This window comes from Nocardioides sp. NPDC006303 (assembly GCF_040613175.1).
Taxonomy (GTDB): Bacteria; Actinomycetota; Actinomycetes; order Propionibacteriales; family Nocardioidaceae; genus Nocardioides.
This window is the reverse complement of the sequence record NZ_JBEXRR010000005.1, coordinates 113,190-136,219: the sequence shown is the minus strand read 5'-3', so window position 1 is coordinate 136,219 and position 23,030 is coordinate 113,190. Positions and strand designations below refer to the sequence as shown.

Here is a 23,030-nt window from a genome sequence, read left to right as displayed (position 1 = left end):
GTGGCTTGTCCATACGCCTCCTCGGCCTGCTTCAGCAGGGTCTGAGCATTCGTGGCTTGCTCGCGAGCCTTGCCGAGCTAGAGACGACGCGGCAGCGTCGAGCATCGCTGCCCACGGTCGGCCGCGAACGCTGTCGCTTCCATCAACGGGCTCAAAGGAGTGCCCGACCGGTGGCCGCGGTGTGGCCGCGCAGTCCCGCAGTCCCGAGATTTAGGTAAGGGGCCACGATGCGAGGGGGTCGTTCGGGCGGATGAGGGCAACATTGAGGTCATGCCCGTGCTGTGCGCGCGGAGCGATGCGATCAAGCCTGCCTTCATGCGAACCTGGAGTTTCTTGAGTTGTCGTTTCCAACCGCCGACATCGTCCACGGCGAGATGCTCTTCTACAGACTCAGCGGAATCGCGACGAAGCTCAACGAGACGCTGGAGGACTTGGCGCTGACAGCTGAGGTCGGCCACACGCCAACCCTTGAGCAGTACATCAAGGTGCCTCTCACCGAGGGCGGCGCCGTCATGCTTGTCTGGTACGGCCGGTGGCCTGGCGCATGGGCCCTCATGTGGCCACAGGGCCGCGAGGTCGTTCAGACTGCCTGGCCGCTCGCGCTCGACGACGCCGTCCTCATCGATCTCGTGATGGCCGTGATAGGCGAGTGCGTGGATGGAAGCGAGCTTCCGTCGCCGTACCGCTGGGGACAGGTCGAACGGTCTGGCTTGGTCGTTCTCGCCGACCACCTTCATGCCTATGGCGTGCCTGAGTCTGCGATTGGTCTCGACCCGCTGCGTCGAATCGACGACGATGGAAAGGTCCGGTACGGCGGCGCCAGTAACGAACTGTGGGTGACAGACAACAACGACGAGCAGCGGTCACTAGTTGTTCGGCTTCACGAGGACATCGGCTGGACGGTCGATCAAGTAATGCAGGCGCCAGGGGCTTCCGGCAGACTCGACCTTGCCTCCGCGCTCGGGTTGAAGCCGGCTCTACCACGAGTAAGCAGTGAGGACCTCGATGCGCTCAGACTCGCGCGAATTCTAGCGGACGATACGTCGTGGAGCGATGACAATGATGACGACGACCCGCGCTGCTTGTTCTTGTACGGCGAGGCCCCCGAGGTGTCGAGTGTCCTCTCCAAGGACGACGCCGAACGAGCAGCAGCAGCATGGCTGAAGTGGGCAGGGTTTGTGGAAGCCGACAGTGAGGTCCGGGGAGGAAGGATCCTCAGTCGAGCTATCGAATTGCACGTTGTCTTCTCGGGTCGTCCAGTACCTCTCAGTGGAGTCCAGCGCTGCATGGGCATTGCCTCGGTGAGCGGCCGAACCCCGGTAATGGTGGCCAAGTCCGGATTCTCGCGGAATGGGTCAGAGTGGGCGGACGTCGCAGGCATGTTGCTCTTCGACATAGGCGACGACGGCATCCTGCACGCTGCCAACAGACTGGCGAGGTCTCATCAGCCGCGGGCCATGGGTCCGCGGCCCGAACCGTGTTACGACGAGGCGTGCCGATCCATCGGCTGCGTGCTCGACGATGAGTACTGTTCAAGCTTGGTGGGCAGGCGTAGGCATCCCGAAGCCGATCGATGGCGATTGAACTAGCTGGTCCGTTGCAGGGTGCGGCTGCGGGGGTGCCGAGCCGATCAAAGCCATGAAGGGCCCTTAGAGGCCGGATATCGTCGGAGCCGCAACTCGGCCCGCGCCCGCTACCTGAGTCGCGGCGGCGGACTTTGCAGTTCGCAGCGCCATAGTGGCGCGATCGGCGTCTGTGCGCTGCGCTACCGATTCGGGTCGCGGGCCGAGCGCGTGGTCGCCGTCGATCTGGTAGCGGGCGCGGTAGGCGGCGATGGTCACTACAGATTCCATCCACCGGGCACGGAGCTCCGACGCTGTCGGAGGCGGCCCGAGCTGGCGTAGCCACGGGGAGTGCGTGCAGATCGCCTCCTCAGCGAGACACTGAGCCCGCGCTTCGATAAGCGCAGCCCGCTCGGACAATGCAGCGTCGTACCCGGCAGGCAGACGACCGGATGCCCGGGGCAGGAGACCCGCCACGTACGGCCCTAGCAATGTGGCTCTGCGGTTCGACGCCAGGCGAAGGCGATGGTGCAGGACTGCGGCGACATCTTCAGCGTCGGCAAGGCCTCGCCGGCTGACGCCGCTCTTCAAGACGCGTTCGGGGTCTCGGCCGTCGGCCTCGATCCTGCGGAGAATCGCGCTGAGGGGGCCGAAAGCGTCGGATTCGATGACGTCGTCTGCTTGTTCGGGGGCGAGCCCGGAGGTGCGGAGGAGGGCTGCCCAGCGGTCGCGCTGGGCATGGGCGGCGAGGGTTTCGAACTCGGCGGCGAGTTGAGCGATGGAGGTCCAGGTATCCTGCTCGGTCTTAATCGTCTGGTGTGCGGAGGCTTCGGCGCCGACGTGTTGGAGAACGCGGTGGAGCACTGTCGCGGCGGTGCCGTCGTCGGTCTCGGGCCCAGTGTGGGCCTCGTCGGGCTGGTCGATGGCGACGTAGGCGGTATTGGCATCGCGGCCACGAGTCATCGCTACGTAAAGGTGCTCTCGGGTCGTTGTGGCGCCCACTAGGACGTGGGCGGTGTCGACGGTGAGGCCCTGGGCGCGGTGGGCGGTGACGGCGTAGCCAAGGTCGACGTGCTCGGCTACGTACTCCGGCGGGAGGGTGAGGGTCGCGGCGGGACCGTGCTGACGGCGTACGGTCATCGAGCCGTCGACGTGGACCGTTTGAACCTGCCAGCGGTGGCCGTTGCGGACCCAGACGCCGGCGAGTGTACGAAGGCGACGGTCGTTGTGGCGGGTGATGATCCAGTCGCCGACCGAGGCACGATGGTCGTCGGCGAGGATTGCTTCTCGACCCGCAAGGGTTTCGCCGTTGCGGATGCGGGCGGCGCGTACGCGTTCGTTAAGGGCGTGAACCTGCTCAGTGGCGTCGGCGATGAGGAGGGCGGCTTTGCCGTTGCGTACGTCGCCGTGCCAGGCGGCGTGGGCGGCGTCGGCCATGTCTTCGCTGGTCCCGTCGCGGAGGCGGCTGTGTCGGGCGTAGGTGCTGATCACGGCGGTGTCGCCGTCGCGCAGCGCCAGGGAGGCGTGCTTCTCCCAGTTGTGGGTGAAGCGGTGGATCTCGGTGAGTGTCGGTACGTCCGCACGGCGGGATACGAGGAGGTTGAACGCTCCCCCGGCGTCGACCGCGTCGATCTGCGCAGGGTCACCGACCAGGAGCACCTTCGCTCGGGCGTCCTCGGCGATCGCAGTGATCCGGTCGAGGGTGCGGGTGTCAGCCATCGTGGCCTCGTCGATGATGACCAGGTCGTTTCGTCGCAGTTCGTAACCCGGCTTCTCACGATCGTGCTCGAGAAGCCACTTTGTGGTGTTCTCACAGGCGATGCCGAGGTCATCGCCGAGCACCTCGGCCGTTGCCGCGGACGTGGCGAGGCCGGTGACCGACTTGCTCCCGTACGCGGCGGTCCACGTCTTGCGCAGGGCTCGCATCGTGGTGGTCTTGCCCGTGCCGGCGGGGCCGACGAGTATGTCGAGGCGACGTGCCGAGCTGGTGATTGCCTTGATCGCGGCGTACTGCTCACCGCTGAGTGTCCCGCGGTGCCGGGCTGTCGCGGTGGCCCACTCGGCAACCTGCTCGTGAACCGTGGTGGCCGTGGTGTCGTCGGCTCGGGCAAGAAGACGGTCCTCGGCAGCGAGGTGCTCGGCCGAGGAGTAGACCGTCGCGTGGCGCGGCCGGAACACCGACGTGCCATCCTCGCGCTGAAATTCCGGGGGGCTCGGCGCCAGCTCGGGTGGGGTCAACGCCACCGATCCTCGCTCAGCCGCCTGGACGATGCGGTCCACGACCGCCTCGCGGTCCTCGACCGTCGCGAACCGCCATCCCATCGTCTGCCGCGACGCCTCTGCCCAGAGGTTCCAGCGCCGCCAGGTCGTACGCTTCTGCCCGACCTCGGCCACCACGTTTGCCGCCACGCTGCCGACGATGTCCTCCGGAATCTGGCTCGGGTCGACGCTCCTCGGCCGGCCAACGGTCATGATATCGCGCACCCATGTCGTCGGATCTGTGCCGATGATATCGGCGGCGCGGGCACGCCACTCTGCGGTGAGCTCGGCGAGCGACCGGACCTCCTTCTCGGGCCTGGTCGCGAGCGTGGCCTGCGCCCGCAGCTCCACGATCGTCGCGTTGCTCGGGCGGCGACCGTGCTTGGCGACGTACGCGTCGATCAGCCGTTCCTTCTCGACCTCGATCTGCTTCGTACGGCTCGAGAACTCCCGAATCAGTTCCTCCCCCACCCCGGCGATCTCCCACTGCCGGTTGCGGTCCGCTCCCCTGTCGCGCTGCTCCCACGCGAGGCCGAAAGTGCCCGTGAGGCGGTCGGCGAGGACGGCGTTGTAGTAGGCCGAGAGCGCCGTAACCGCGTGATGCATCGGTCGCCCGTCCAGACTCCGCCACCGCCCGTCCAGCACGGCATTGACTTTGTTCGAGATCACTACGTGGATGTGTAGCTGCGGGTCACCGACGCGGGAGTCCCAATGGTCGAACGCCGCCGCAATCAGCCCCTCGACCTTGACTTGGGCAACCGCGCCGTTGCCGTTCGACACACCCGCCCGCGTCGCCGCCACCTCGCGCTCCATGTACGCCAGCACCTCCGCCACCGCGGCATGGTGCGCGGCCACGATCATCTCTTGGGTGCTCGCGTCCGCGACCGCCCACAACACCGAGACCGACTTCGGCACCGAGAACGTGAAGTCGTAGCCCGCCACTGCCCGCTTGGTCGGTCGATTCTTCTCCTCGGCCTCGATTCTTTGCACCTCTGCTGCCCACTCGGACTTGTCGAGCGTCGATTCGAGGTTGCTTACGCGGTCACTGACTCGCTCCGCGAACGGCGTGGGCTCGGGGTACGCCCTTCCCAACGCCTCGCCAGTCACCGGGTCGTTGCCGGTACCGATCAGCAGCGCGAGCTGCGGCTCCGTCACTTGGTCGCCCGCGGACAGGGCCCCGTTGCCGAGTGCCAGGAGACCGGACCCCAACCATCGTCCCGGCGGCGTCCCCGTCTCGGCGTAGTAGCGCGTCAACGGACTCGACATGGATCGGTCCCCATCTCCCGCGACCACGTTGCGCAGGAGATAGCGGTAGCCGCCGCCAGCTGACATCACCCGCATCGACACTGTCACAACATCAAGGTGCACCGCTTCCTCCCCATGGGAGAGGGTCAAAGGGGCGCCGCAGTTTCGCTGTTCCAATGCGCGCAGTCGTCGGACCTGGAAGCATTGGACGCGTGAGCGAGGTACTCGGGCAGTTGCCAGCGCTCGCAGGTGTAGCGCTCGGAATAGTTGGCACGCTCGCGACGACGACAATCGCCGACGCAGCACGGTGGCGTCGAGAGCAGAGCGTCCGATTCGATAGTCGCCTTCTCGACGCATGCGCTGAGTTCTCGGCCGCCGTTCGCGATCTCACGTTCATCGTCGCCGTGATCAGCGCGGACCGCCGGCCTTGGAGCACGGTCCCGCACACGCGTAGTGATTCCTCTCCCGAAGATCTTCGCGCCGCCACGCAGCGTGTGGAACTCGCCTGGGAGGCACTATGCCTTCTCGCGGACGACGCCACGGTTTCTGCCGCCAGGAATCTCTCGAACGAAGCCAAGAAGCGTCGGGAGTACGTTGAGTCCACGTCCGGAGAGATAGACCAAGAGGTCTGGCGATCCATGCGGGCCGACCTACTCGACGCCCGTGACGAGTTCGTGACCGCCTGCAGAGAGAGTATGTCCGTCAAGCCTTTGGCCGAGACAGCTGCGCTCGAACCGTTCGTGGCCGACCGCGCCACGAGTGTCCAGGCGTGACCCCGTTCCCTCGATCTGCAAACCGTGTGAAGCAAGTGAGAGGAGGAGAGCGACTGCGCCGGAAGAACGTCGCGTCATCGTCGCGACAGGGGTGCCTCATCGACTCGATGCTTGCGCGGTCGTTTTGAACCATGAGCGGTGGTCGCTTGTACCTTGACAGGGATGTGTATTTCACCCTTCGGGTGAGGGCTGACGCTCGGTGCACCCCGGGTCCCTTGACCTGGCTGTTGAGGTCGATGAAGCCTCTCGAGATCGGGCGATCGTTGCGTGCCCGCGAGATGAAGTCCATCGACCTTCTGGCCCGGTTGTACAGAACCCTGCGGTTGCCGCGACCCATCGCTGACGTACCGCCAACACTCGCGGGAGCATGCACCTGACCAGCAAGGATGCAACTTGCTCCCCCATCCACCTCCTCGGCGAACGGCTTCGAAGGTAAGCATCCAGGTAGCCGCCGCAGTCGATCATCGAGCACATGAACAGGTCTGGCAGCGGTGGTCCGGGAGGTGGATGCGAGCGCCGGCCTCCAGTCCTCTTTACCGAACAAGGCCATCGCTACCCCGAGCCGAAGGCCCTGCGCCGAAGTCAGCCATTTCGAGAGACGCCTGCGATTCCGCCGGCACCGATCTGTCTTTGGCCGGAAAGCACGGTCCCGGTGACTCACCGGAACCATCATTCAGATGTAGCAGTCAAGAACCCGACATCGCAGTGGCGTCCTGGCCACGAAGCCACGCGGCGCAGTGGCTCACCGGTTCGACACCTTCCGGAGCGGGGACCTCGACGCCAGATGGTCGACCTACCGATAGACGGGTCGGCCAGATCCGGCGTGCACAGTAGCCAACGGGTGCTCACCCAGTCGGACAAGTCGTTCAGGACTGATCTCTTCGACCGACGAAAGGGTCAATCCGTCCCACATGGGCCCGACGCCATATGCCAGGGTATTGGCGCCGCCTCGTCGAGCGACACGAACGGGAGTCATGCCCACCTCCTGTGCCCCTCTGAGTTCGTCGCCACCGCCATCACCGACGTAGAGAGCCTCCTCCGGACGGGCGTCGAGACGCTCGAGGGCTTCTCGGTAGAGCACCGCGGACGGCTTCAGAGCACCCGAAGTGCAGGAGAACACGGCATGGTTGACCTCCTGGGCGAGCCGACCGGGTAGCCATGCCTCAGCGATCTCGGCGCTCGCGTCGCTGATGAGCCCGATGCGGATGCCGTTCGCGCGGAGATCGGTAAGCAGCGCGGAGACCGACCGGTCCGGCACGACTCTGGGAGTAGCGAGGCTTCGCCACATCGCAGCAACCCGGCTCGGCGACGCAGACGAGCAGAGGTGCTTCATCAGGTCGTCGACGAGTGAGTCGACATCCGGAAGCGACCCGTCGTGTCTGGTCATCCACGATTCATCGAGATATGCGTCGACAGCTGCGGTGCTGCTTTCTGTCACGGCGCTGAGTGCGTGCACGGCGGCGGCTCGATCCGAACGCGATGGTGCGGCCACCAGCGTCCCGAACAGATCGAAGATCGCCGTGGTGGCTGACATCGACCGGTTCCGTCTGCCTCAGATGCCGATGGTAGCGCGTACGCCGTCGAGGACGGGGCGGGCGCGCTTCCTGGCTTCCTCGCCTCCGTTGTGCAGGATGCGGTCGAGCTCGCTGCCCGGCTCCATGAGGGTGTCGTAGCGCTCCCTCATCGGGCCGAGTTCGCGTTCGAGGATGTCGGCGAGGTCGTTCTTGAGCTGTCCCCACCCATATCCGCCGGCAGTCAGTCGCTGTCGAGTCTCTTCGGTCTCTGCCGGGGTGGCGAACTGGGCGAGGATCTGGAAGACGTGGGAGGTCTCAGGGTCCTTGGGCTCCTCGACCGGCGTGCTGTCGGTGGGGATTTTGCGGACCATCTTCCGCAGCTTCGCCTCGGGCAGGAAGAGCGGGATGGTGTTGCCGTAGGACTTGCTCATCTTGCGGCCGTCGAGTCCAGGCAGCGTACGCCCGGAGTCCTCGTCTGGCACCGAGGCTTCTGGGATCTTGAGGGTGTAGGCCTTGCCGTAGAGGTGGTTGAACGTGCCGGCGATGTCGGCTGCGTACTCGACGTGCTGCATCTGGTCCTTGCCGACCGGGACGATCTCGGAGCCCATGATGAGGATGTCGACGGCCATGAGGACCGGGTAGTTGTACAGGCCCATGTTGATGCCGGCGTCTAGTTCGTCGCGTCCGGCTGCGGCGTTCTGGTCGCGGGCGGCCTTGTAGGCGTGGGCGCGGTTCATCAGGCCCTTGGCGGTGATGCAGGACATCACCCAGTGCATCTCGAAGATCTCGGGCACGTCGGACTGGCGGTAGATGAGGGTCTCGGTCGGGTCGAGGCCGGCGGCGAGCCAGGTCGCGGCTACCGAGCGGGTGTAGTGGCGCAGGAGCTCGGGGTCCCTGATGCTGGTCAGGGCGTGATAGTCGGCGATGAAGTAGATCGACTCGTGCTGCTTGGTCAGCTCGAGCGCAGGTCGGATCGCGCCGATGTAGTTCCCGAGGTGTGGCTCACCTGTCGGCTTGATCCCGGTCAGGGAAACCTTCGCGTCTGTCTGCGACATGGGCTGAAGTCTAGGGGTGGTCAGGTTCGACTCGGTGGTCATACTCGCTCTCCGGTCTTGGTCAGGAGATTCGCGTAGACGTCGGCGTGACGTTCGCTGATCTCGGCACGTTCGGCCAGTCGAACAGCCCGTACGTGCTCCTGGTCCTCCGTTGCTGTCGCGCTGCTGCGGTCGGCGGTGTCCATGGCGAGTTCGCTCGCGTGGCGTAGGCATGTCGGGAAGTCGTCGACGGTGAGCGAGTCGAGTGCGAACCAGGCGACGGGCAGATGTTTTCGTGGGCCTGTGGTGAGCTGGCCGTGCAGGCTCGCGATGTCGGGCGCGATGACGGGGAGGCCGATGTCTCGAGCGAGCTCGAGCTGACCGGAGTGGGTGATGTGGGAGTAGGGCAGCACGAGTGCAGATGCGCCGGTTAGCCAGTCAACCAAGTCGTCGTCGCCGAGCATGGTGTGTGCGACGGTCAGATGTAGTCGTGGATCGGTGCGTGCGGTCTCTTCGAGCAAGTCGAGGAGCGCGGCGTCACGTTCTTGGTCGGCCCGAGTGACCGATCGAAGCAGCACTCGAAGGTTGGGGCGCTCGTCCCCCAGGTGCTGCCACGATCGCACCAGGATCTCGAGCTCGCGGTAGGGACGGAAAGCACCGAACACGGCGAGCCCACCGCTGCCTCTGACGGGAACGGCCGGAATCGACTCGATCGAGATGGCGGCGCCATGGGGTGTGATTTCGGCGGGCTCGGCGTGAGGTGCCAGGGCTGCGATCTGTTCGGCTGCCTGTGGCGTGAGGGTGAACACGTGATCGGCCTCGGCCGCAATGTAGGCGACCTTGGTCAGGAAGTCACCGACGTTGGCCTCGATGTTGGGCACGAGGTCGTGGATCGTGGCGACAAGACGTACGCCCTCAGCGACTGTGCGCTTGCGCAGCTGGATCAGATCATCGAGGGTCACGAGTTCCAGTGAGTGGAGGTGAACGATGTCGAAGTCCCACCGCGGTTGTGCCAGGAGGTCCGCGATCCGAAGAGTCGGGCTTGCCACCTCCGGGGTGGTGTGGGCGGGGCCGAGCGCTTTGGCGTAGGTCATGTGTGACGGGATCTGCAGCACGGTGGGCAGGGTCATCGTCGGGCTCCCAGGTGTCGGGTGAGTTCGGAGAGTGTGGGGGCGTCGATTCCGTCGGCCTTGTCCTCGACCAGGCGTACGGCGGCCATGTGGAGTGCGGCTAGGCGCGCGTGACCGGTCTCGCTCGGCGCCAGTGCGTGGTGCCTCTCGGCGCTGTGGATGAACGTGACCACGGTGCTGGGATCGAGTGGAGTGCGCAGGTCCGGGCGCCAGCTGTGGGTTAGCGATGCTGCCGCATAGCCGACTGCCTCGGCGACGGGTACGGAGATGAGGATCTCCCAGTCCAGGACAGCCAGGACGGCGTTGTCGGCATAGAGGAGGTTGTCGGCTCGCCAGTCACCATGGGTTGTGGTCCAGGAGTGCGTGCCGGCGAGCGCGCTGATCCGGTGCCACGACCCGACGATGGCGTCCCTCAGTGAGCTCGAACGAGCGGCGTGTGCCGCCTCGCGGCTCCGCGCCGGCAGCCCATCCGGACGGCGAGGAACCCAGGGTGCGCTCGCACGACGAAGCACCTTGAGCTGCCTCGCGAAGACCTCGGCTGCGGCATCGACCATCTCCGGGGTGGGGTCGGTGCGGTGCTCGCCGTTGACGTACTCATGAACCGTTGTGGGCGGCTCTGATGACCAGTCGAGCATCTCGGGCATCGGCACGCCGGCGGAGCGGAGCCGATGTTCGATCTTGGACAGTGCGCGGACGTCCTCGCCGCACAAGTGCGTGTATTCCTTCAGCACGCAGGGTCTACCGGAACCGTCGCTTACGAGTCGGGTCCGGTTGCGTTGGCGTGGGTGGGCGAGCGGGTCGCTCGTCATGGCTGCGGCGCTCATCGTGCGCAGCGCTTCCACTGGTCCGCGTACCCGACGAACGTGTCGAGGTAGTCGGACTTCACCTGTGCCCAGGTGATCGGATCGGCGTCGCGAGCATCGTAGGAAGAGCGTGCTGCACGGATCTGCGCGTCGCCCCATCCGCTGGCCAGGTCGATTGCCGAGAACAGTGCCGGCTGGTCCGCCGGGGCATCGCTGAGGATCCTGGCTCTGAGGTCGTCTGCGTTCATGCCGAGGTGGATGGCCGATGCGGGGATGCTCTTGGACATCTTCGGATATCCCCCGAGTCCACCGATGACCCGGAAGTAGACCGCTCCGACCTCGGCCTCCCAGCCGAGACTGAGATCTCCCGCGGTGCGTTGTCGTTCGAGGACGATCCGTGCGAGCTGGGTGAAGTAGGCCTCTTCCATGCCGGAGACCATCAAGATGTTGCGGGCGCCGTTCTCGGCGGGTCCGAGGATGTCGGCGACGGTATAGAGCGAGTCGACCGTCAGGCCGACCTCGCCACCGAGCAACCCATGGGAGTCGTAGAGGTCGTTGAGGTCCTCGCAATGCTCGGCCAGGTCCGTGGGGGTCAGATAGCGGGCGATCCGACCGGCACGGGTGAGGTTGCCCTCGTGCAGATGCGTACGCAGCTCTCCACGGTTCTCGTCGAACCCGATTGCCCGAAGGAAGGCCAGCATCTGGTCGCGCACTCGGAGCAGGTCCGCCCAGGCGACGTTGCGGGAGTTCCATGCGCCAAGCTCGGAGACGATCACCGTCATCGGGACGCCGAGTCGCTGCTGCAGCTCGATGATCCCGATCATGACCGACAACGTTCCGGCTGTGGGAGCGTTGGTCGACCCGAACCCGGTGACGACCTCGAGATCAGTGAGGTCCGCGGGAAGGACATCTGCTGCGCCGTTCTCGTGGGAGAACCGGCGGGCGATCGGCCCCAGACGATCGTGGACCCTCCGAGAGATCGGTTGAACCGTGGAGATGATGGGCGACGTGGCGGCGGTCATCACAGGACCCTTTCCTGGAGTGTGATCAGCAGGTTGTGGGCACGTCCGGAGATCCGCGCCTCGTGAACGTGGCGGAGCGCATCGGCGAGGCTGCCGAGACGGCCGGTGGACTCCCACGAGATGAGAGCGGCGTTTGTCTCGACGAGGTCGCAGCTCGGGCCCGAGTTGCGAGGTGCGAGGGACGCGGCCAGCCGGGCGGCGTTGGCATCATGGTCGCTTCCGTGCGCTACGGCATGAACCCAGTGCGGTGGCGCGTCCGGGTACGTCGCCTCCTGGACACTCACCGATCCATCACCTGCGAGCGCGTGGCGCGCCCGGCCGTACGGCACGCTCTCATCGATGATCCCGCCCGGCCGGGGCTCGGCCATGACCACGCTTCCGTGAGGCAGGTCGGGTCGGCACGCGCTGATGGCATGCGCCGACAGGCCGACGCGCGGATCAGCGATGCCGTAAACGAAGGAGCCGGCACGAACACCAAGCACGGCGATCGGCATCATGAAGCTGAACGGGTTCACCTGGGTGAAGACGTCGTCGTACTCGGCGGCGTACCGGGGACAGAACATTGCGTACGGCACGAACGCGATGCCCACCTCGTCGACGGCGCGCCTGAGCTCTCCGACGCTCTTCACCGGCTCGATCCCGAGGTTTCCGAGAACGTCAGCGGAGCCGCTGACGGCCGACACGGAGGCGGAGATCCCCTTCACGACGCGGGCACCGGCTGAGGCCGCCAGGACAGCGGCGGCTGTGGACACGTTGAAGGTCTTCAGGGTCTCTTTGCCGCTGCCGGCGACCAGGACGGTGGCCGAACCAAGGTCGATCGGGTCGGCGAGATGTCCGTGCAGCACCGGATCGAAGTTGACGACCGTCTTCCACAGGTCGACGAGGTCAGCCGCTGTGGTTGTCGTAGCGCCGGTGAGCTGGTGAGCCCACATCCGCCAGCGGCGGTCCCGGTCCGGGCCACGCGAGCGAAGGAGGTCTTCGAGCTCCTCGGCGGCCCCGGGGCTGGGGACGGCGGTGGTCGGGGGTGGAAGAGTGTCGATGCTCATCGTGGTGCTCCTCGAGATCAGCGAATGATGGGTGTGGCGGCATGACCGACCCGACGGCGCCGTCGACGTCGTGGGTGGATCTCCTTGGCTGCGGCTGGATCCAGCCGCGGACTGGTGGCGCTGTTAGTGGGTCAGCTTTCGAACGCACCCGGCGCAGATGTCCTCGGCCGGGATCGCTGCGGCTGACTGCGCAGGTTCGATGTGCCAGCGGCCGAGACGCCGTCCGCATGCGGTGAGCAGGTAGCTGCTCCTCCGCCGGCCGACAGCCTCGTAGTGCCAGAAACTCCCGTACACGGTCTTGTAGACCGCGGTCGTGGTCCGCGCCGACGACGATGAGTTTGCGCTAGCGTTGTTCATGTCGACGCGCGCCTCCGGATTCTGGCTGGTGATCAGGGCAGTTCGATTACTGAGATCCAGTCAACGCGAGGCCGGGCGCTGTCGACATGGCACCGATGTCGCACTGTTGCCGCATCTGTGCAGCAATGCCGCATGGCAGGTGCGTTCAGCAGGTTTCGATCCGGCTTGGGAGGGTGGATGGCACGGCGTAACGACCTCGTGCGTCAACGCAAACTCGCGGGCTTCTCCCAGGAGCGCCTGGCGTACGCGATGGAGGTCGACCGCTCCACGATCGCCCGATGGGAAGCCGGCGAGGCCACTCCCCTGGCCACCTTCCGACCGCAGCTCGCAAAGCTTCTGAACGTCACACCGGCCGAGCTCGAAGGGATGCTCACCGAGGGTGCGGAAGCCGTTTCAGGCCCGCCATGCGTGGTCATCAGCGGCAGCCGTACGCCGGGGTGTGACGACCAATTGCTCGACGCGACCGTGGCCGCGCTCGCGCGACTCGTCGCATTCTCAGGCATCGTGGTGAACCACGGGCCGGTAGGCATAGGGATCGAGGTGGTCACCTACGTCGCTGACCAGTTCCGTCCCGCAGGATTCGCGATGAGCACCGCACGATTCGGTCGGGAGAACGTCGTCCATGGTGCTGACCTGATGATCGTCGTCGGCGGAGCGTCAGGAACCGCTGCTGAGGTCAGCATCGCCCAAGCGCTCGGTATGCCAGTCCTGCCCTACGGTCCGACCGGCGGCACTGCAGCACGTACGTTGGAAGCCCTCTGCGCTGAAGGCGGGACGAGCACGAGCACTGGGCTCGTCGCCGAACTTGCGGAGTGCGTAACCCCTACCCAGTTCACCGCGATCACCGAGCGCGCGATGAACGAGATTGGAACCCTGCTGTGACTCGTCCCTATGTCTTGCTCTCCGTCGCTGCGTCCCTGGACGGCTACATCGACGACGCCACTTCGGAGCGGCTGCTGTTGTCCAACGATGAGGACTTCGATCGGGTCGACGAGGTCCGGGCGGGGGTAGACGCGATCCTCGTCGGAGCCAACACCATCCGCGCCGACAACCCGCGTCTCATGGTCCGCTCCGACGAACGACGCGAGAAGCGCGAGGCCGACGGCCGCACAGCGACACCGATCAAGGTCACCATCACCACCTCCGGTGATCTCGACCCGAACGCGAAGTTCTTCGCCACTGGCGAGGTCGACAAGATCGTCTACACGACCGACGCCGCAACACCCGGCCTCACCGATCGTCTCGCAGGTTCGGCGACCGTTGTCGGGCTCGGTGAAACCGTGACGCCCGGTGCGGTCCTCGATGACCTCGCCGCCCGCGGCGTTCAACGCCTGATGGTTGAAGGCGGCGGGACGATCCACACCATGTTCCTCACCGCCGGCCTCGCCGACGAGCTCCACCTGGTCTTCGCTCCGTTCTTCGTCGGCGATGACAATGCGCCGCGGTTCGTGAACCCCGGCAACTTTCCGCAGGACCCGAGCCATCGCATGAAGCTCGCCGAGACGCGGCAGATCGGTGACTGCGTCCTGCTCCGCTACCTTCCGCGATGAACGATCGAGCCGCCTCAGACCTCGATCGCCGCCTGTTGCTTCGGGCGATCGAACTGGCCGAACGCTGCCCGCCATCGACCACTGCATTCTCAGTCGGAGCCCTCATCACGGCCCCAGACGGAGCCGTTCTCGGCGAAGGATGGTCACGGAAAGACGATCCGCACCAGCACGCCGAGGAAGCGGCGCTCGACTCACTTCCTGTGGGCACCGACCTCACGAACGCAACGATCTACACGTCGCTCGAGCCGTGCAGCACCCGCGCCTCGCGTCCGGTCACCTGCACCCAGCACATCCTGGACGCAGGCATCCCACGGATCGTGTACGCCTGGCGCGAACCATCGACCTTCGTCGACTGCGTCGGCGCCGAGACACTCGAAGCAGCCGGCCGGACCGTCATCCAAATCACCGAGCTGTCTGATGCAGCCCGCGAGCCAAACGCGCACCTCATCGACGTTCCCTGACAGGGAGACGACACTCCGTCCCACCGGCACGCGCCTGCGTTCGGAAGAACAGACATCGGGCAGATCCGTGCTGGCCTCTGATCGCCAAAGTCGGGATCCTGGCCAAGCCTATTGGACCCTACTTGACCCAGGGCACTACAGTGCGCCAGCAGACTGGCTGGAGTCGACGCGCTTCGCAGTGATCGCCGGGCCATTCGCCGAGCACGGAGACGCGCTGAACCGCCGCTAGAGACCCACCGTCGAACCCGCGGCGACCGTCCCCCTTCTGTGCCATGCTCAACTTTGGGGATGACGCATACGGACTTGGTAGCGGCCGCCGACAGCCGTTGCCAAAGTTATCGCGCCCTCCTCGCGATGAGATGGCGGAGTAGGAGGGGAAATGAGCACGCCGTACGTCTCGCACAGGCGTCTAGTTCAGAACTCGATGGCCGCCATGTTGTCTGCGATCGAGATCTACAACAAGCCGATGATGACCTACCGTGACGAGGTCACGGTCATGCTCATCGTCAACGCGTGGGAGCTTGCACTCAAGGCCGCCCTCCGCAAGGCCGACGTACGCATCTTCTACCCCAAGAAGCGCAATGAGGCTTACCGCTCCTTCGCCCTCGACACGGCGCTGTCGAAGGTAACCGGCAAGCAGCTTTGGCCGGAAGATGTTGACGGCGTCGGCGTCACGGCGAATCTCAAGGCGCTTGCCGACTACCGCGACCGCGCCACTCACCTCTACAACGTGGAGGGGCTCGGGGCGCTTATGTACCCGTTCCTTCAACAGAACGTCCTGAACTACCGGGATTTCGTCCTAGGGATCTTCAAGAAGGACCTAGCGGACTCGATGACCTGGCAGTTGCTGCCCCTTGGAGCGACGGCACCGGCGGAGTCGGTTCAGTTCATGAAGGCGGACTCCAGTAGTACTCCGGTCGCCGAAGTGAAGCACTTCCTTGATGGGCTGCGCCGGTACATGGACGATGCCGAGGCTGCTGGCGGTGACACCGCTCGCGTGGCGACCGTGTACGACATCCACATGCAATCCGTGAAGAAAGTGACGAGTGCGGATCTGACGGTCGCGGTCTCCCCAACCGCCGACGGCCAGGTCGTCGTCAAGCGCGCCGACCCGAATCAGACGCATCCGTACACAATGACTGAACTCTTGGCGAAGGTAAATGCCAAGCGCAACGGGCGGAAGATCACGAGTCACGATCACCAGGCGGTGTGCTAGAAGGAGAGCCTCCGCGACAACCCAAGGTACGCATGGAAGCACAGCAATGCGTTGTCCCCAGTGTGGTCGGGGGACGCTGTGAGCTATCTCGCCGGTCTCTCCGACGAGTACTACGACGGGGTGCGTAACGCCTACCAGAGTCGGCCGCGCAGCAGCGGGTGACCCGAGACGTTCGTGGCTTCTGGATCCCGACCTGACCTGGGCTGATCGTCGTAGCCGAGTGGGGAGCTCAAAGCCACATCTATAGTCCCAGGGCATCACCACGAAGCTGGCCAGGACATCGGCACGCCGCCAGCTCGAGCGAGCCGCCAACTCACAGGCCAGCGTGTGGATACGGTCCCGCTGGCGCCTCAGGAATCTCGATTCGATGTGCTCCTCACAGTCACGACACTGAGGGCCGCCACCGCGGCTGCGCCGCCCACCATGGCGGCCTTCTGGCCGACTTCGAGGCCAGCCTTCTTCAGCTGCCGCGGGTCGCGGACTGCCTCGGTCCACCGCATCGAGGTGAGTTCGTCGCGTTCCATGTTGATCCCGAGCGGGGCGTGGAAGTCATCGACGACGGTCGCCGTCGCATTGAGTGAGTTGATCACGCCTCGTGCTGCTGCCGCATGCAGAAGGACATGCTCCATTGCAACTGTGCCTGCACGATCCATCTGCGACATGAGACCCTCCGTATGCTTGAGGACCTTCGCCCGCCTGACCTCACGCGCTTTCCGCACCCCACGCCGGTGGCCGTCGAGGCGCTTGGGCGAGGTGGCGAGCACATGATCGAGTTCGATGACGCTGAACTCGTCCTGCAGCTCGAAGCAGCGCGCCAGAACGGCAAGCTGGATCGCAACTTCGCGCTCGACTTCGCGTGTCGCCTTCATCAGTTCACCAGGCTTGCTCTTCTCTTCAATTTTCTCAGCCAGAGCTCCGAGGGCTCTCAACGCCTCGTTCTGGACCTCATGAAGAGTCTTCGACGCGCCGCTGACCTTGCCCCAAAGTGTCTCTGGGTCACCGCCGTGGTGGTGGATGGTCATCGCTTCTTCTATGGCTTCCGCAGCCGCGTCCATCTTGGCCAGCACATGATCTCGTTGGGCGCGTCGCACGTCGTCCAGTTTCTCGTCGATCCTTTCGAACAGCTCTTTGAGCTCCTGGGCCTCAGACTGCTGGGCGAGCTGCGTCATGATCCCGCCGACCCCGGAGAGCACCGCAGGGTTGGTGAGGAGGGAAGTTGGCCCGTCTTCGACCTGAATCCACTTGAGCGAGTTCTTCCCTGTCTCGCCGACCATCGCGTGGCTGACACCTTTGGTCTTGGTCTTCATCAGACCGCCGGCTTCTTGAATCTTCTTGGCCGACTCTGGCGTCAGTTTCAGATAGAGGGCGGACTGCTCAGCGATCCCCGCGGCGGTCTCGGCGAGGTCTGCGCCGCTCTTCAACACACCCGACACGCGCGCCAGATCGAACTGTTCGGCGTGCGATCGCAGATCGACATGGTCCAAGAAGCGCTCAAGAGCCGACGTGCCTCCCACGACAACAACGCCGTCATCGTCACCAATCAGTTCGATCTCGTTCGTCATCACTCGCTCCTTCAGGGCCGAGGCTTGTGCAGGGGTCGACCAACCAGGCGCGGCAATTGCTGGTTCTCCCCCGCCCGTTGGTCAGCCCAACCACGATAGACATCGGACGCTCCCGCGTCTCGTCTTCGTGCAGCGACATCCACCTTGTCGATCAGGGTCAAGCTGGCTGCTCAGCGGTGAGAGCCGAAATTCGACCTGCCGCTCGGTCCTCCGCAGCAAACTGATCGTCACCCTGTCCGTCAACGACATTGCTTCAGATACTCGATGCGAAAGACGACGCTCGTGACGACGGACTCTTAAGCCGACTCGACCGCTGCCTTGGCTTCGGCGAGTCCGACCTTCGTTGCTTCCCGGTATGCCTTGATGGCGCCCAGCTTGTTCCTGGCTTCCAACTGCACAACAACGGCTGGAAGGTCCCACGGCGACGGAAGGCCCGCTTTGAGTTGGGCATTCCGCTCGACCCGTGCCTCTGCTCGCTCAGCAGCGACACGCTCCGCCGTGCCGTTCGCTCGCCTTCGAGTACGCACCAGCCAAACGGCGAGGAACCCAACTGCGACGGCGGCCGAGATCACCGGGTCGTACCAATCGATTCCTTCTGGGGCGGTTCCGTTGCTGACGCCGGCGAAGTTGCGTATCGCTTGCTGGCCGAAAAACGCTGCCACAAGGATCCACCAGTGCCGAGCGAACCATCCGGTGCTGGCCGTCCCCTCGCTCGTCGACGGGCGCGCCTGAGCATGATCGTCAACCACCCGCTGGTCGCGCTCTGCATCTGCGACCAACTGTCGCGCAGTGAGGTTCTGGGGCGACATCTCGCCCAGTAGGTCGTACTTGAACAGCGCGATGCCCATGTCGTCGGCGTACTCGACCGCCGGGCGCGCGAAGCCTACGCCGGAGAAGAACAGCAGGGCCTTCTCCGTCTCGTTTCTCCGCGCGCCAACGAGCCTCTGAACTGCAGGAGCGCCAGTTTGGTGAGCTTCGAACTTAACCTGCGCAAGAGCGCTACCTGCAACGACGTCGATGCCGCCGTCCGGGCCAGCCGGCGTGCAACGGGAATCGGTGAAACCCCAATAGCGCATCCAACGAGCCGCGTTCTCCTCCGCGGCCTTCCATGAATCGATCTGCTGCGGTTCGGGCTTGCTTTTCACAACTGCACATAATGCACCAGCGCACCGACAAGTCTGTCCGCCGCCCGCCTGTCGCAAGTACCTCGCCTATCGTGGCAACAGTCCCGGTGAACCTATGTCGGACGACACAGCGCGGGCGAGTCCCCGCGATCGTCCCGTGGCACGATGCCACCGTGCGTCCCCTCTGCGGTTCTGTCAGCGCTGTCACGCTTTAGAGACCGCCCAGACTGCCGACCTGTCCTTCACGATCACGAGGTGGCCTACGATGGCTGACCGTCAGGCGAGAGCCGCCGCTATGGTGACCGACTTCGTCTGCACCTTCTTGGCCAACACCTGGAGCATGAAGGCGGACAAGGACGGCTTGTTCGACAGCTACCGGAACCCGCCATGCCCGGAGTGCGGCACCAACGGTGCCGACCCGAACGACTACGGTGATTGGAAGTGCCCCGACTGCAATCACGAGTGGCGCAAGTACGGTAACGGTGGCCTGGTACTCGGGATGTGGCCCAACTGTCCTAAGTCCGCCACCACGCCCGAGCAGGCGTGAATGCGCGACCGGCTCACTCGCTCTCGTAGGCATCCATCTCCTCGAGCAGCGCCTCAGCGAGCTTTTCGTCCATGCGGTACTTCCGTGCGTTGTAGTCGGTCTCGTAGACGGGGCCGACGCCGCCGCCGATCTGGTTGCGACCGAACCCGATCGCAGACATCCGCCCGCCCATCGCCTTGCCGTCGAAACCGTCGACCCCGGTCTGCTCCTCCATGTGCGCGAAGACCTCGTTCAGGTCGACGGCAGGAGCGTTCTCTGCGATGTAACGCAGCCCGGTCCACGCGTCCGATCCGTCGAGCCACTCGACGAGCTTCTTCAGCCGCGGCCTCGTCCACTTGCCCGGCAGGTAGTCGTCACCGGTGCCTGGCGTCTCATCCTCGTCGGCGTTGTACGGGACGCCGTAAGCAGCATGGATGGCCTTGATTGCACTCTCGAAGGAGTCTCCAACCGTATCAATACTGATTTTCACTTGATTCCCCGCTTCTCTTCGTTCACATGAACAGGTCTTGCCAACATCAGTAAGACTACAGCAAGTGATTGCCATCTCTCTAAATAAGACTTGGACCATTCAGATGCCGTCTCAGGGACCAGATGGAGTTCGTCGGCCGGTTCGGACCAGGTGGCACCGAGGGCTGGTCGTGACGTTCGAGTGGGATCCACGGCGCGACCTCATCGGTGCCTGACCCAGACGAGTACTTCACCCTCTCGGCGGTGACGAGGCCGACACAACTTGCTCCTGACCACCTCCGTGTCGAACGTCGGGAGCAAGCAACGAGGACAATCACAGTGCGGCTCGCCCATCCCAGCGCGAACATCAACATCAGCCCAACACCAACAGCTCGGTCATCGCCCAGCTTGGTGAGGATGTGGCCGACGTGATGATGATGATCAGCCTGATCTGCAAGGATCGCCGGATCCAGCGGCGGCAGCGTTCGCCCCGCTCGTTCGTGCAGGAGAAACCGTGCTTCAAGTGGCGATAATCGGCGGGTACGTCCTTGAAGAGGTGGTCGCCAGGATGCTTCGCGGCAGTGGCTACTCGCTCCTGACCTCGCCGCAGCAGGACGAGAACTACCTCCTCAAAGACAAGCACGGCCTGCTCGTACGAGGACGTGGAACCGACCACCAGGCGGATGCGCTCGGCGACCTGGTTATCCCGATTCCATTCTCGTTGCCCGTGCGGCTGTTCGCGGAGGCGAAGAACCGCGCCAAGCCGACCGGCATCGATGCCGTACGCAACGCAGCCGGCGTCATAACCGACGTCAACCAGTTCCAACCACATCCGAGACGGCTCAAGGTCTGGCGAGGCGACTCGACCTACCACTACCGCTACTCGCTGTTCTCCACCTCTGGCTTCACCGCCCCCGCCCAGGACTTCGCGCTCGCTCACCAGATCTCGCTGATTGACCTGAGCGGCCCGTCCTTCGCCACCTGGCGCTCCGCCGTGGAGACTTTCGCCGCCGAGGTCCAGGGCCTGGCGATCCAGGCCGGCCTGACCACCTTCCCGACCGGGCAGATGCGTGCTGCACTCCGCGCCGCGCTCCACAGCACCGACGACGGCCCCGCCGCGGAAGACCCGTCGACGCAGGTGCTGACTCCGATGCCCGAAGGCGTCCTCGAGGCACTGGCCCAAGCCCTCGCGAGGTCGATCGAAGGAAGCCTCGTCCTCGGCTTCCCCTCCGGCCCTCAGGTTCTCGCGCTGAAGCCGGACGACCCGCGTAGGTTTGCGACGTGGACACGTGATGCACGGCCGGTCGTGCCGATGGAGCTGCGCTACGCGCCCGGTCGTCGGCAGCAGGGCGAGTGGGCGCTGCTCCCGTCGCACGATCCCTGGGGCCGGAGCCTGGTTCTCAGGTTCGCGACACCGCCCGCCCTGGCCGAGTGGCTCTTCGCCCTGGACAGCGACGAGCGGGACAGACTGAATCGCGCGAAACAGGGGGTCCTCTCCTCGATCACCATCTTCGTCGACGGCCGGACCATCCGGTTGGAACTGGACACCGAGACGCGGGTCCGTAAGGACACCGGGTACGGCGAGGAACCCTTGCAGGAGCTTCAGTACGAGCGCAGGGCACCCGACCTCTCCGTGGAGGAACCGGAGGCTCCCCCGATCGAGATCGAGAGCCCGTGGAACCCGGACGTGGCCGCCGCCTACGTCAACCTGCTCCGCCAACGCCATGATGGCCCATGGGCCGACCTGCTGCTGTACGCCGCCGCCCACCGCGACCACGTCCCTCGCGGCGCCGTCTACGACATCATGGGTTTCGAGCCGCAGCGCAAGATGAACGGCATCACTAAGCCGTTCGACACCGCCTGCAAGAGGATGGCCGCGCTCGGCCGTCTTCCGCGTGGCGTTCCCAACCCGTTCAAGGCGCGCTATCCCCAAGCCAGTGGCTGGGCCCTTGGTCTCGACCTGGACGCCGCCCTAGGCCATGCACTTCGCCACGCCATGCCTGACGACCTCGACGACCTCGACCTCTGACCGGAACGGCTTGGGGACAATTTCCGGGGAGGCGACCCCCGAACCCTGCCAGCGTCGCGCATCTTCACCGCGCTGCCGCGCTGCGTCGAGGCAGCTTGACGACGTCGTTCGCCTTGAAGCGCCGGACAGAGCCGATGCGATACGACCTCAAGACGTCGCTCTCTGTCCACCTGTCCACGGTGCGTATGGAGACGCCGAAGTGCTCAGCTACCTGACGCGCGGTCAGCCAGTAGATCTCGTTCGTCGATCGAGCCATCGGATGCGCTCCTCACTGTCGGGACGTCAGCAAGGTGCGTCCGATGCGCCTCGCACCAAGCGGCTCATCAGGAGCGGCAAACCGTCCGACATTCGAGACAAGATCGGACAAGAATCCGATTTGGTGGCAAATCCGTGGCAGACAGCCGAAAGCAGAACTGGCTCTGACCTGTTTACCCAGGTCAGAGCCAGTTTGTTTCGGTCGGGCTGACAGGATTTGAACCTGCGGCCCCTTGACCCCCAGTCAAGTGCGCTACCAAGCTGCGCCACAGCCCGAAACTGCGAGTGGATTTCTCCGCTCGAAGCGCTCCGAACATTACCGCACGGCGTCACACGCTCACCAATCGGTATCCCCGTCCGGCGGGTCGTCGGCGGACGCGAGGGCCTCGGCGGCTTCGTCGATGATGGCGCGCATGGCTTCCTCGGCGGCTGCCGGGTCGCCGTTGCGCACGGCGATCGCCACCTTCTCGTGCAGCTCGATGGCGGTCGGGTTCGGCTTGTCGGGCATCAGGTGGTGGTGGGTACGTCCGGCGAGGAGCTCGGCGACGAGGTCGCCGAAGGCGGCGAGCATGTCGTTGCCGCAGGCGTTGAGCAGGACTCGGTGGAAGGTCGTGTCGGCTTCGAGATAGGCCTCCAGGTCGCCGGCAGCAGCGTGGACCACCATGTCGGCCACGGATCGGGCCAGCTCACCGTGATGCTGAGGCTCCGCCCGCTCGGCGGCGAGCCGGGCGGCGATCGGCTCGAACCCGAGCCGCAGCTCGGAGAGTGACAGCAGCTGCTCGCGTCGACCCTCACCGTCGAGCCGCCAGCGGATGACCAGCGGGTCGAAGACGTTCCACTTCTGCCGCGGGAGGACGGTGATCCCGACACGGCGCCGCGTCGTGACCAGGCTCATCGACTGGAGGACACGCACCGACTCCCGTGCGACCGGGCGCGAGACGTCGTACGTCGCCTGGATCCCTTCAAGCGTGAGAACGGCGCCCGGCGGCAGCTCACCAGAGACGATCTGGCGCCCGAGCGCGTCACGGACGCTCTGGTGCAGTCGATGTACTGCCTCACCGCTCGAACTCGTCACAGCGGCATCGTCGCACAAT

At 65.1% G+C, this 23,030-nt stretch carries 20 protein-coding genes and 1 tRNA gene; 8 read left to right on the top strand and 13 right to left on the bottom strand.

The window, feature by feature from the left end; all coding sequences use genetic code 11:
• Positions 1-338 precede the first annotated feature (338 nt).
• Positions 339-1,589: a hypothetical protein gene (locus ABZY89_RS06355; protein ID WP_355225578.1), complete on the top strand. Its 1,251-nt coding sequence runs from the start codon at positions 339-341 to the stop codon at positions 1,587-1,589.
• Between the two features lie 60 nt (positions 1,590-1,649).
• Here ABZY89_RS06355 and mobF read toward each other — a convergent pair whose 3' ends face one another.
• Positions 1,650-5,174 carry a MobF family relaxase gene (gene mobF / locus ABZY89_RS06350; protein WP_355225577.1) on the bottom strand — a complete coding sequence of 1,175 codons (3,525 nt, stop codon included), beginning with the start codon at positions 5,172-5,174 and terminating at the stop codon, positions 1,650-1,652.
• 104 nt (positions 5,175-5,278) lie between these two features.
• On the opposite strand from mobF, the gene ABZY89_RS06345 reads away from it, so the two are divergent.
• Entirely contained in the window at positions 5,279-5,839 is a 561-nt protein-coding gene (locus tag ABZY89_RS06345) for a hypothetical protein (RefSeq protein ID WP_355225575.1), read from the top strand.
• A 793-nt stretch (positions 5,840-6,632) separates the two neighbouring features.
• Here the strand turns inward: ABZY89_RS06345 and ABZY89_RS06340 are convergent.
• From ABZY89_RS06340 to ABZY89_RS06315, 6 genes are all read right to left on the bottom strand, one after another.
• Complete coding sequence (locus ABZY89_RS06340; protein ID WP_355225573.1) at positions 6,633-7,373, bottom strand: HAD family hydrolase; 741 nt, start codon at positions 7,371-7,373, stop codon at positions 6,633-6,635.
• An 18-nt stretch (positions 7,374-7,391) separates the two neighbouring features.
• Positions 7,392-8,408: a tryptophan--tRNA ligase gene (locus tag ABZY89_RS06335; protein ID WP_355225572.1), complete on the bottom strand. Its 1,017-nt coding sequence runs from the start codon at positions 8,406-8,408 to the stop codon at positions 7,392-7,394.
• A 38-nt stretch (positions 8,409-8,446) separates the two neighbouring features.
• Entirely contained in the window at positions 8,447-9,517 is a 1,071-nt protein-coding gene (locus tag ABZY89_RS06330) for a hypothetical protein (RefSeq protein ID WP_355225570.1), read from the bottom strand.
• Positions 9,514-10,248, bottom strand: coding sequence for a phosphotransferase (locus ABZY89_RS06325; protein ID WP_355225568.1), 735 nt, complete (start codon positions 10,246-10,248; stop codon positions 9,514-9,516). Before ABZY89_RS06325 ends, ABZY89_RS06330 begins: the two co-directional genes overlap by 4 nt.
• An 89-nt stretch (positions 10,249-10,337) precedes the next feature.
• Positions 10,338-11,342: a hypothetical protein gene (locus ABZY89_RS06320; protein ID WP_355225567.1), complete on the bottom strand. Its 1,005-nt coding sequence runs from the start codon at positions 11,340-11,342 to the stop codon at positions 10,338-10,340.
• Positions 11,342-12,388 carry a hypothetical protein gene (locus ABZY89_RS06315; protein ID WP_355225565.1) on the bottom strand — a complete coding sequence of 349 codons (1,047 nt, stop codon included), beginning with the start codon at positions 12,386-12,388 and terminating at the stop codon, positions 11,342-11,344. The genes ABZY89_RS06320 and ABZY89_RS06315 overlap by 1 nt, the downstream gene beginning before the upstream one ends.
• 489 nt (positions 12,389-12,877) lie before the next feature.
• Here ABZY89_RS06315 and ABZY89_RS06310 point away from each other — a divergent pair, with 489 nt between their 5' ends.
• From ABZY89_RS06310 to ABZY89_RS06295, 4 genes are all read left to right on the top strand, one after another.
• On the top strand, positions 12,878-13,627 hold the full coding sequence (locus ABZY89_RS06310; protein WP_355225564.1) for a helix-turn-helix domain-containing protein: 750 nt from the start codon (positions 12,878-12,880) through the stop codon (positions 13,625-13,627).
• Positions 13,624-14,295, top strand: a complete 672-nt coding sequence (locus ABZY89_RS06305) for a dihydrofolate reductase family protein (RefSeq protein WP_355225562.1) — start codon at positions 13,624-13,626, stop codon at positions 14,293-14,295. The genes ABZY89_RS06310 and ABZY89_RS06305 overlap by 4 nt, the downstream gene beginning before the upstream one ends.
• Positions 14,292-14,756: a dCMP deaminase gene (locus tag ABZY89_RS06300; RefSeq protein ID WP_355225560.1), complete on the top strand. Its 465-nt coding sequence runs from the start codon at positions 14,292-14,294 to the stop codon at positions 14,754-14,756. The genes ABZY89_RS06305 and ABZY89_RS06300 overlap by 4 nt, the downstream gene beginning before the upstream one ends.
• A gap of 379 nt (positions 14,757-15,135) precedes the next feature.
• Positions 15,136-15,972 (top strand): DUF3644 domain-containing protein, encoded by an 837-nt coding sequence (locus tag ABZY89_RS06295; RefSeq protein ID WP_355225559.1) that lies wholly within the window; start codon positions 15,136-15,138, stop codon positions 15,970-15,972.
• Between the two features lie 350 nt (positions 15,973-16,322).
• On the opposite strand, the gene ABZY89_RS06290 is transcribed toward ABZY89_RS06295, so the two are convergent.
• Together ABZY89_RS06290 and ABZY89_RS06285 are read right to left on the bottom strand one after the other, a co-directional pair.
• Positions 16,323-17,534 (bottom strand): hypothetical protein, encoded by a 1,212-nt coding sequence (locus tag ABZY89_RS06290; RefSeq protein WP_355225557.1) that lies wholly within the window; start codon positions 17,532-17,534, stop codon positions 16,323-16,325.
• A 296-nt stretch (positions 17,535-17,830) separates the two neighbouring features.
• Positions 17,831-18,679, bottom strand: coding sequence for a restriction endonuclease (locus tag ABZY89_RS06285; protein WP_355225555.1), 849 nt, complete (start codon positions 18,677-18,679; stop codon positions 17,831-17,833).
• Between the two features lie 244 nt (positions 18,680-18,923).
• Between ABZY89_RS06285 and ABZY89_RS06280 the strand changes: the two genes are divergently transcribed.
• On the top strand, positions 18,924-19,205 hold the full coding sequence (locus ABZY89_RS06280) for a hypothetical protein (RefSeq protein ID WP_355225553.1): 282 nt from the start codon (positions 18,924-18,926) through the stop codon (positions 19,203-19,205).
• A gap of 13 nt (positions 19,206-19,218) precedes the next feature.
• Here the strand turns inward: ABZY89_RS06280 and ABZY89_RS06275 are convergent, their stop codons facing one another.
• The gene (locus tag ABZY89_RS06275; protein WP_355225551.1) at positions 19,219-19,674 is read right to left on the bottom strand and encodes a hypothetical protein; all 456 of its coding nucleotides are present in this window, start codon (positions 19,672-19,674) and stop codon (positions 19,219-19,221) included.
• A gap of 546 nt (positions 19,675-20,220) precedes the next feature.
• Between ABZY89_RS06275 and ABZY89_RS06270 the strand changes: the two genes are divergently transcribed.
• A complete protein-coding gene (locus ABZY89_RS06270) occupies positions 20,221-21,681 on the top strand; it encodes a hypothetical protein (RefSeq protein WP_355225549.1) in 1,461 nt (486 codons plus the stop codon).
• Positions 21,682-21,745: 64 nt separating this feature from the next.
• On the opposite strand, the gene ABZY89_RS06265 is transcribed toward ABZY89_RS06270, so the two are convergent.
• The 3 genes from ABZY89_RS06265 to ABZY89_RS06255 form a co-directional block, all read right to left on the bottom strand.
• The gene (locus tag ABZY89_RS06265; RefSeq protein WP_355225548.1) at positions 21,746-21,937 is read right to left on the bottom strand and encodes a helix-turn-helix domain-containing protein; all 192 of its coding nucleotides are present in this window, start codon (positions 21,935-21,937) and stop codon (positions 21,746-21,748) included.
• Between the two features lie 201 nt (positions 21,938-22,138).
• Positions 22,139-22,212, bottom strand: a tRNA-Pro gene (locus ABZY89_RS06260).
• Positions 22,213-22,273: 61 nt separating this feature from the next.
• Entirely contained in the window at positions 22,274-23,011 is a 738-nt protein-coding gene (locus ABZY89_RS06255) for an FCD domain-containing protein (RefSeq protein WP_355225546.1), read from the bottom strand.
• Between the last annotated feature and the right edge of the window lie 19 nt (positions 23,012-23,030).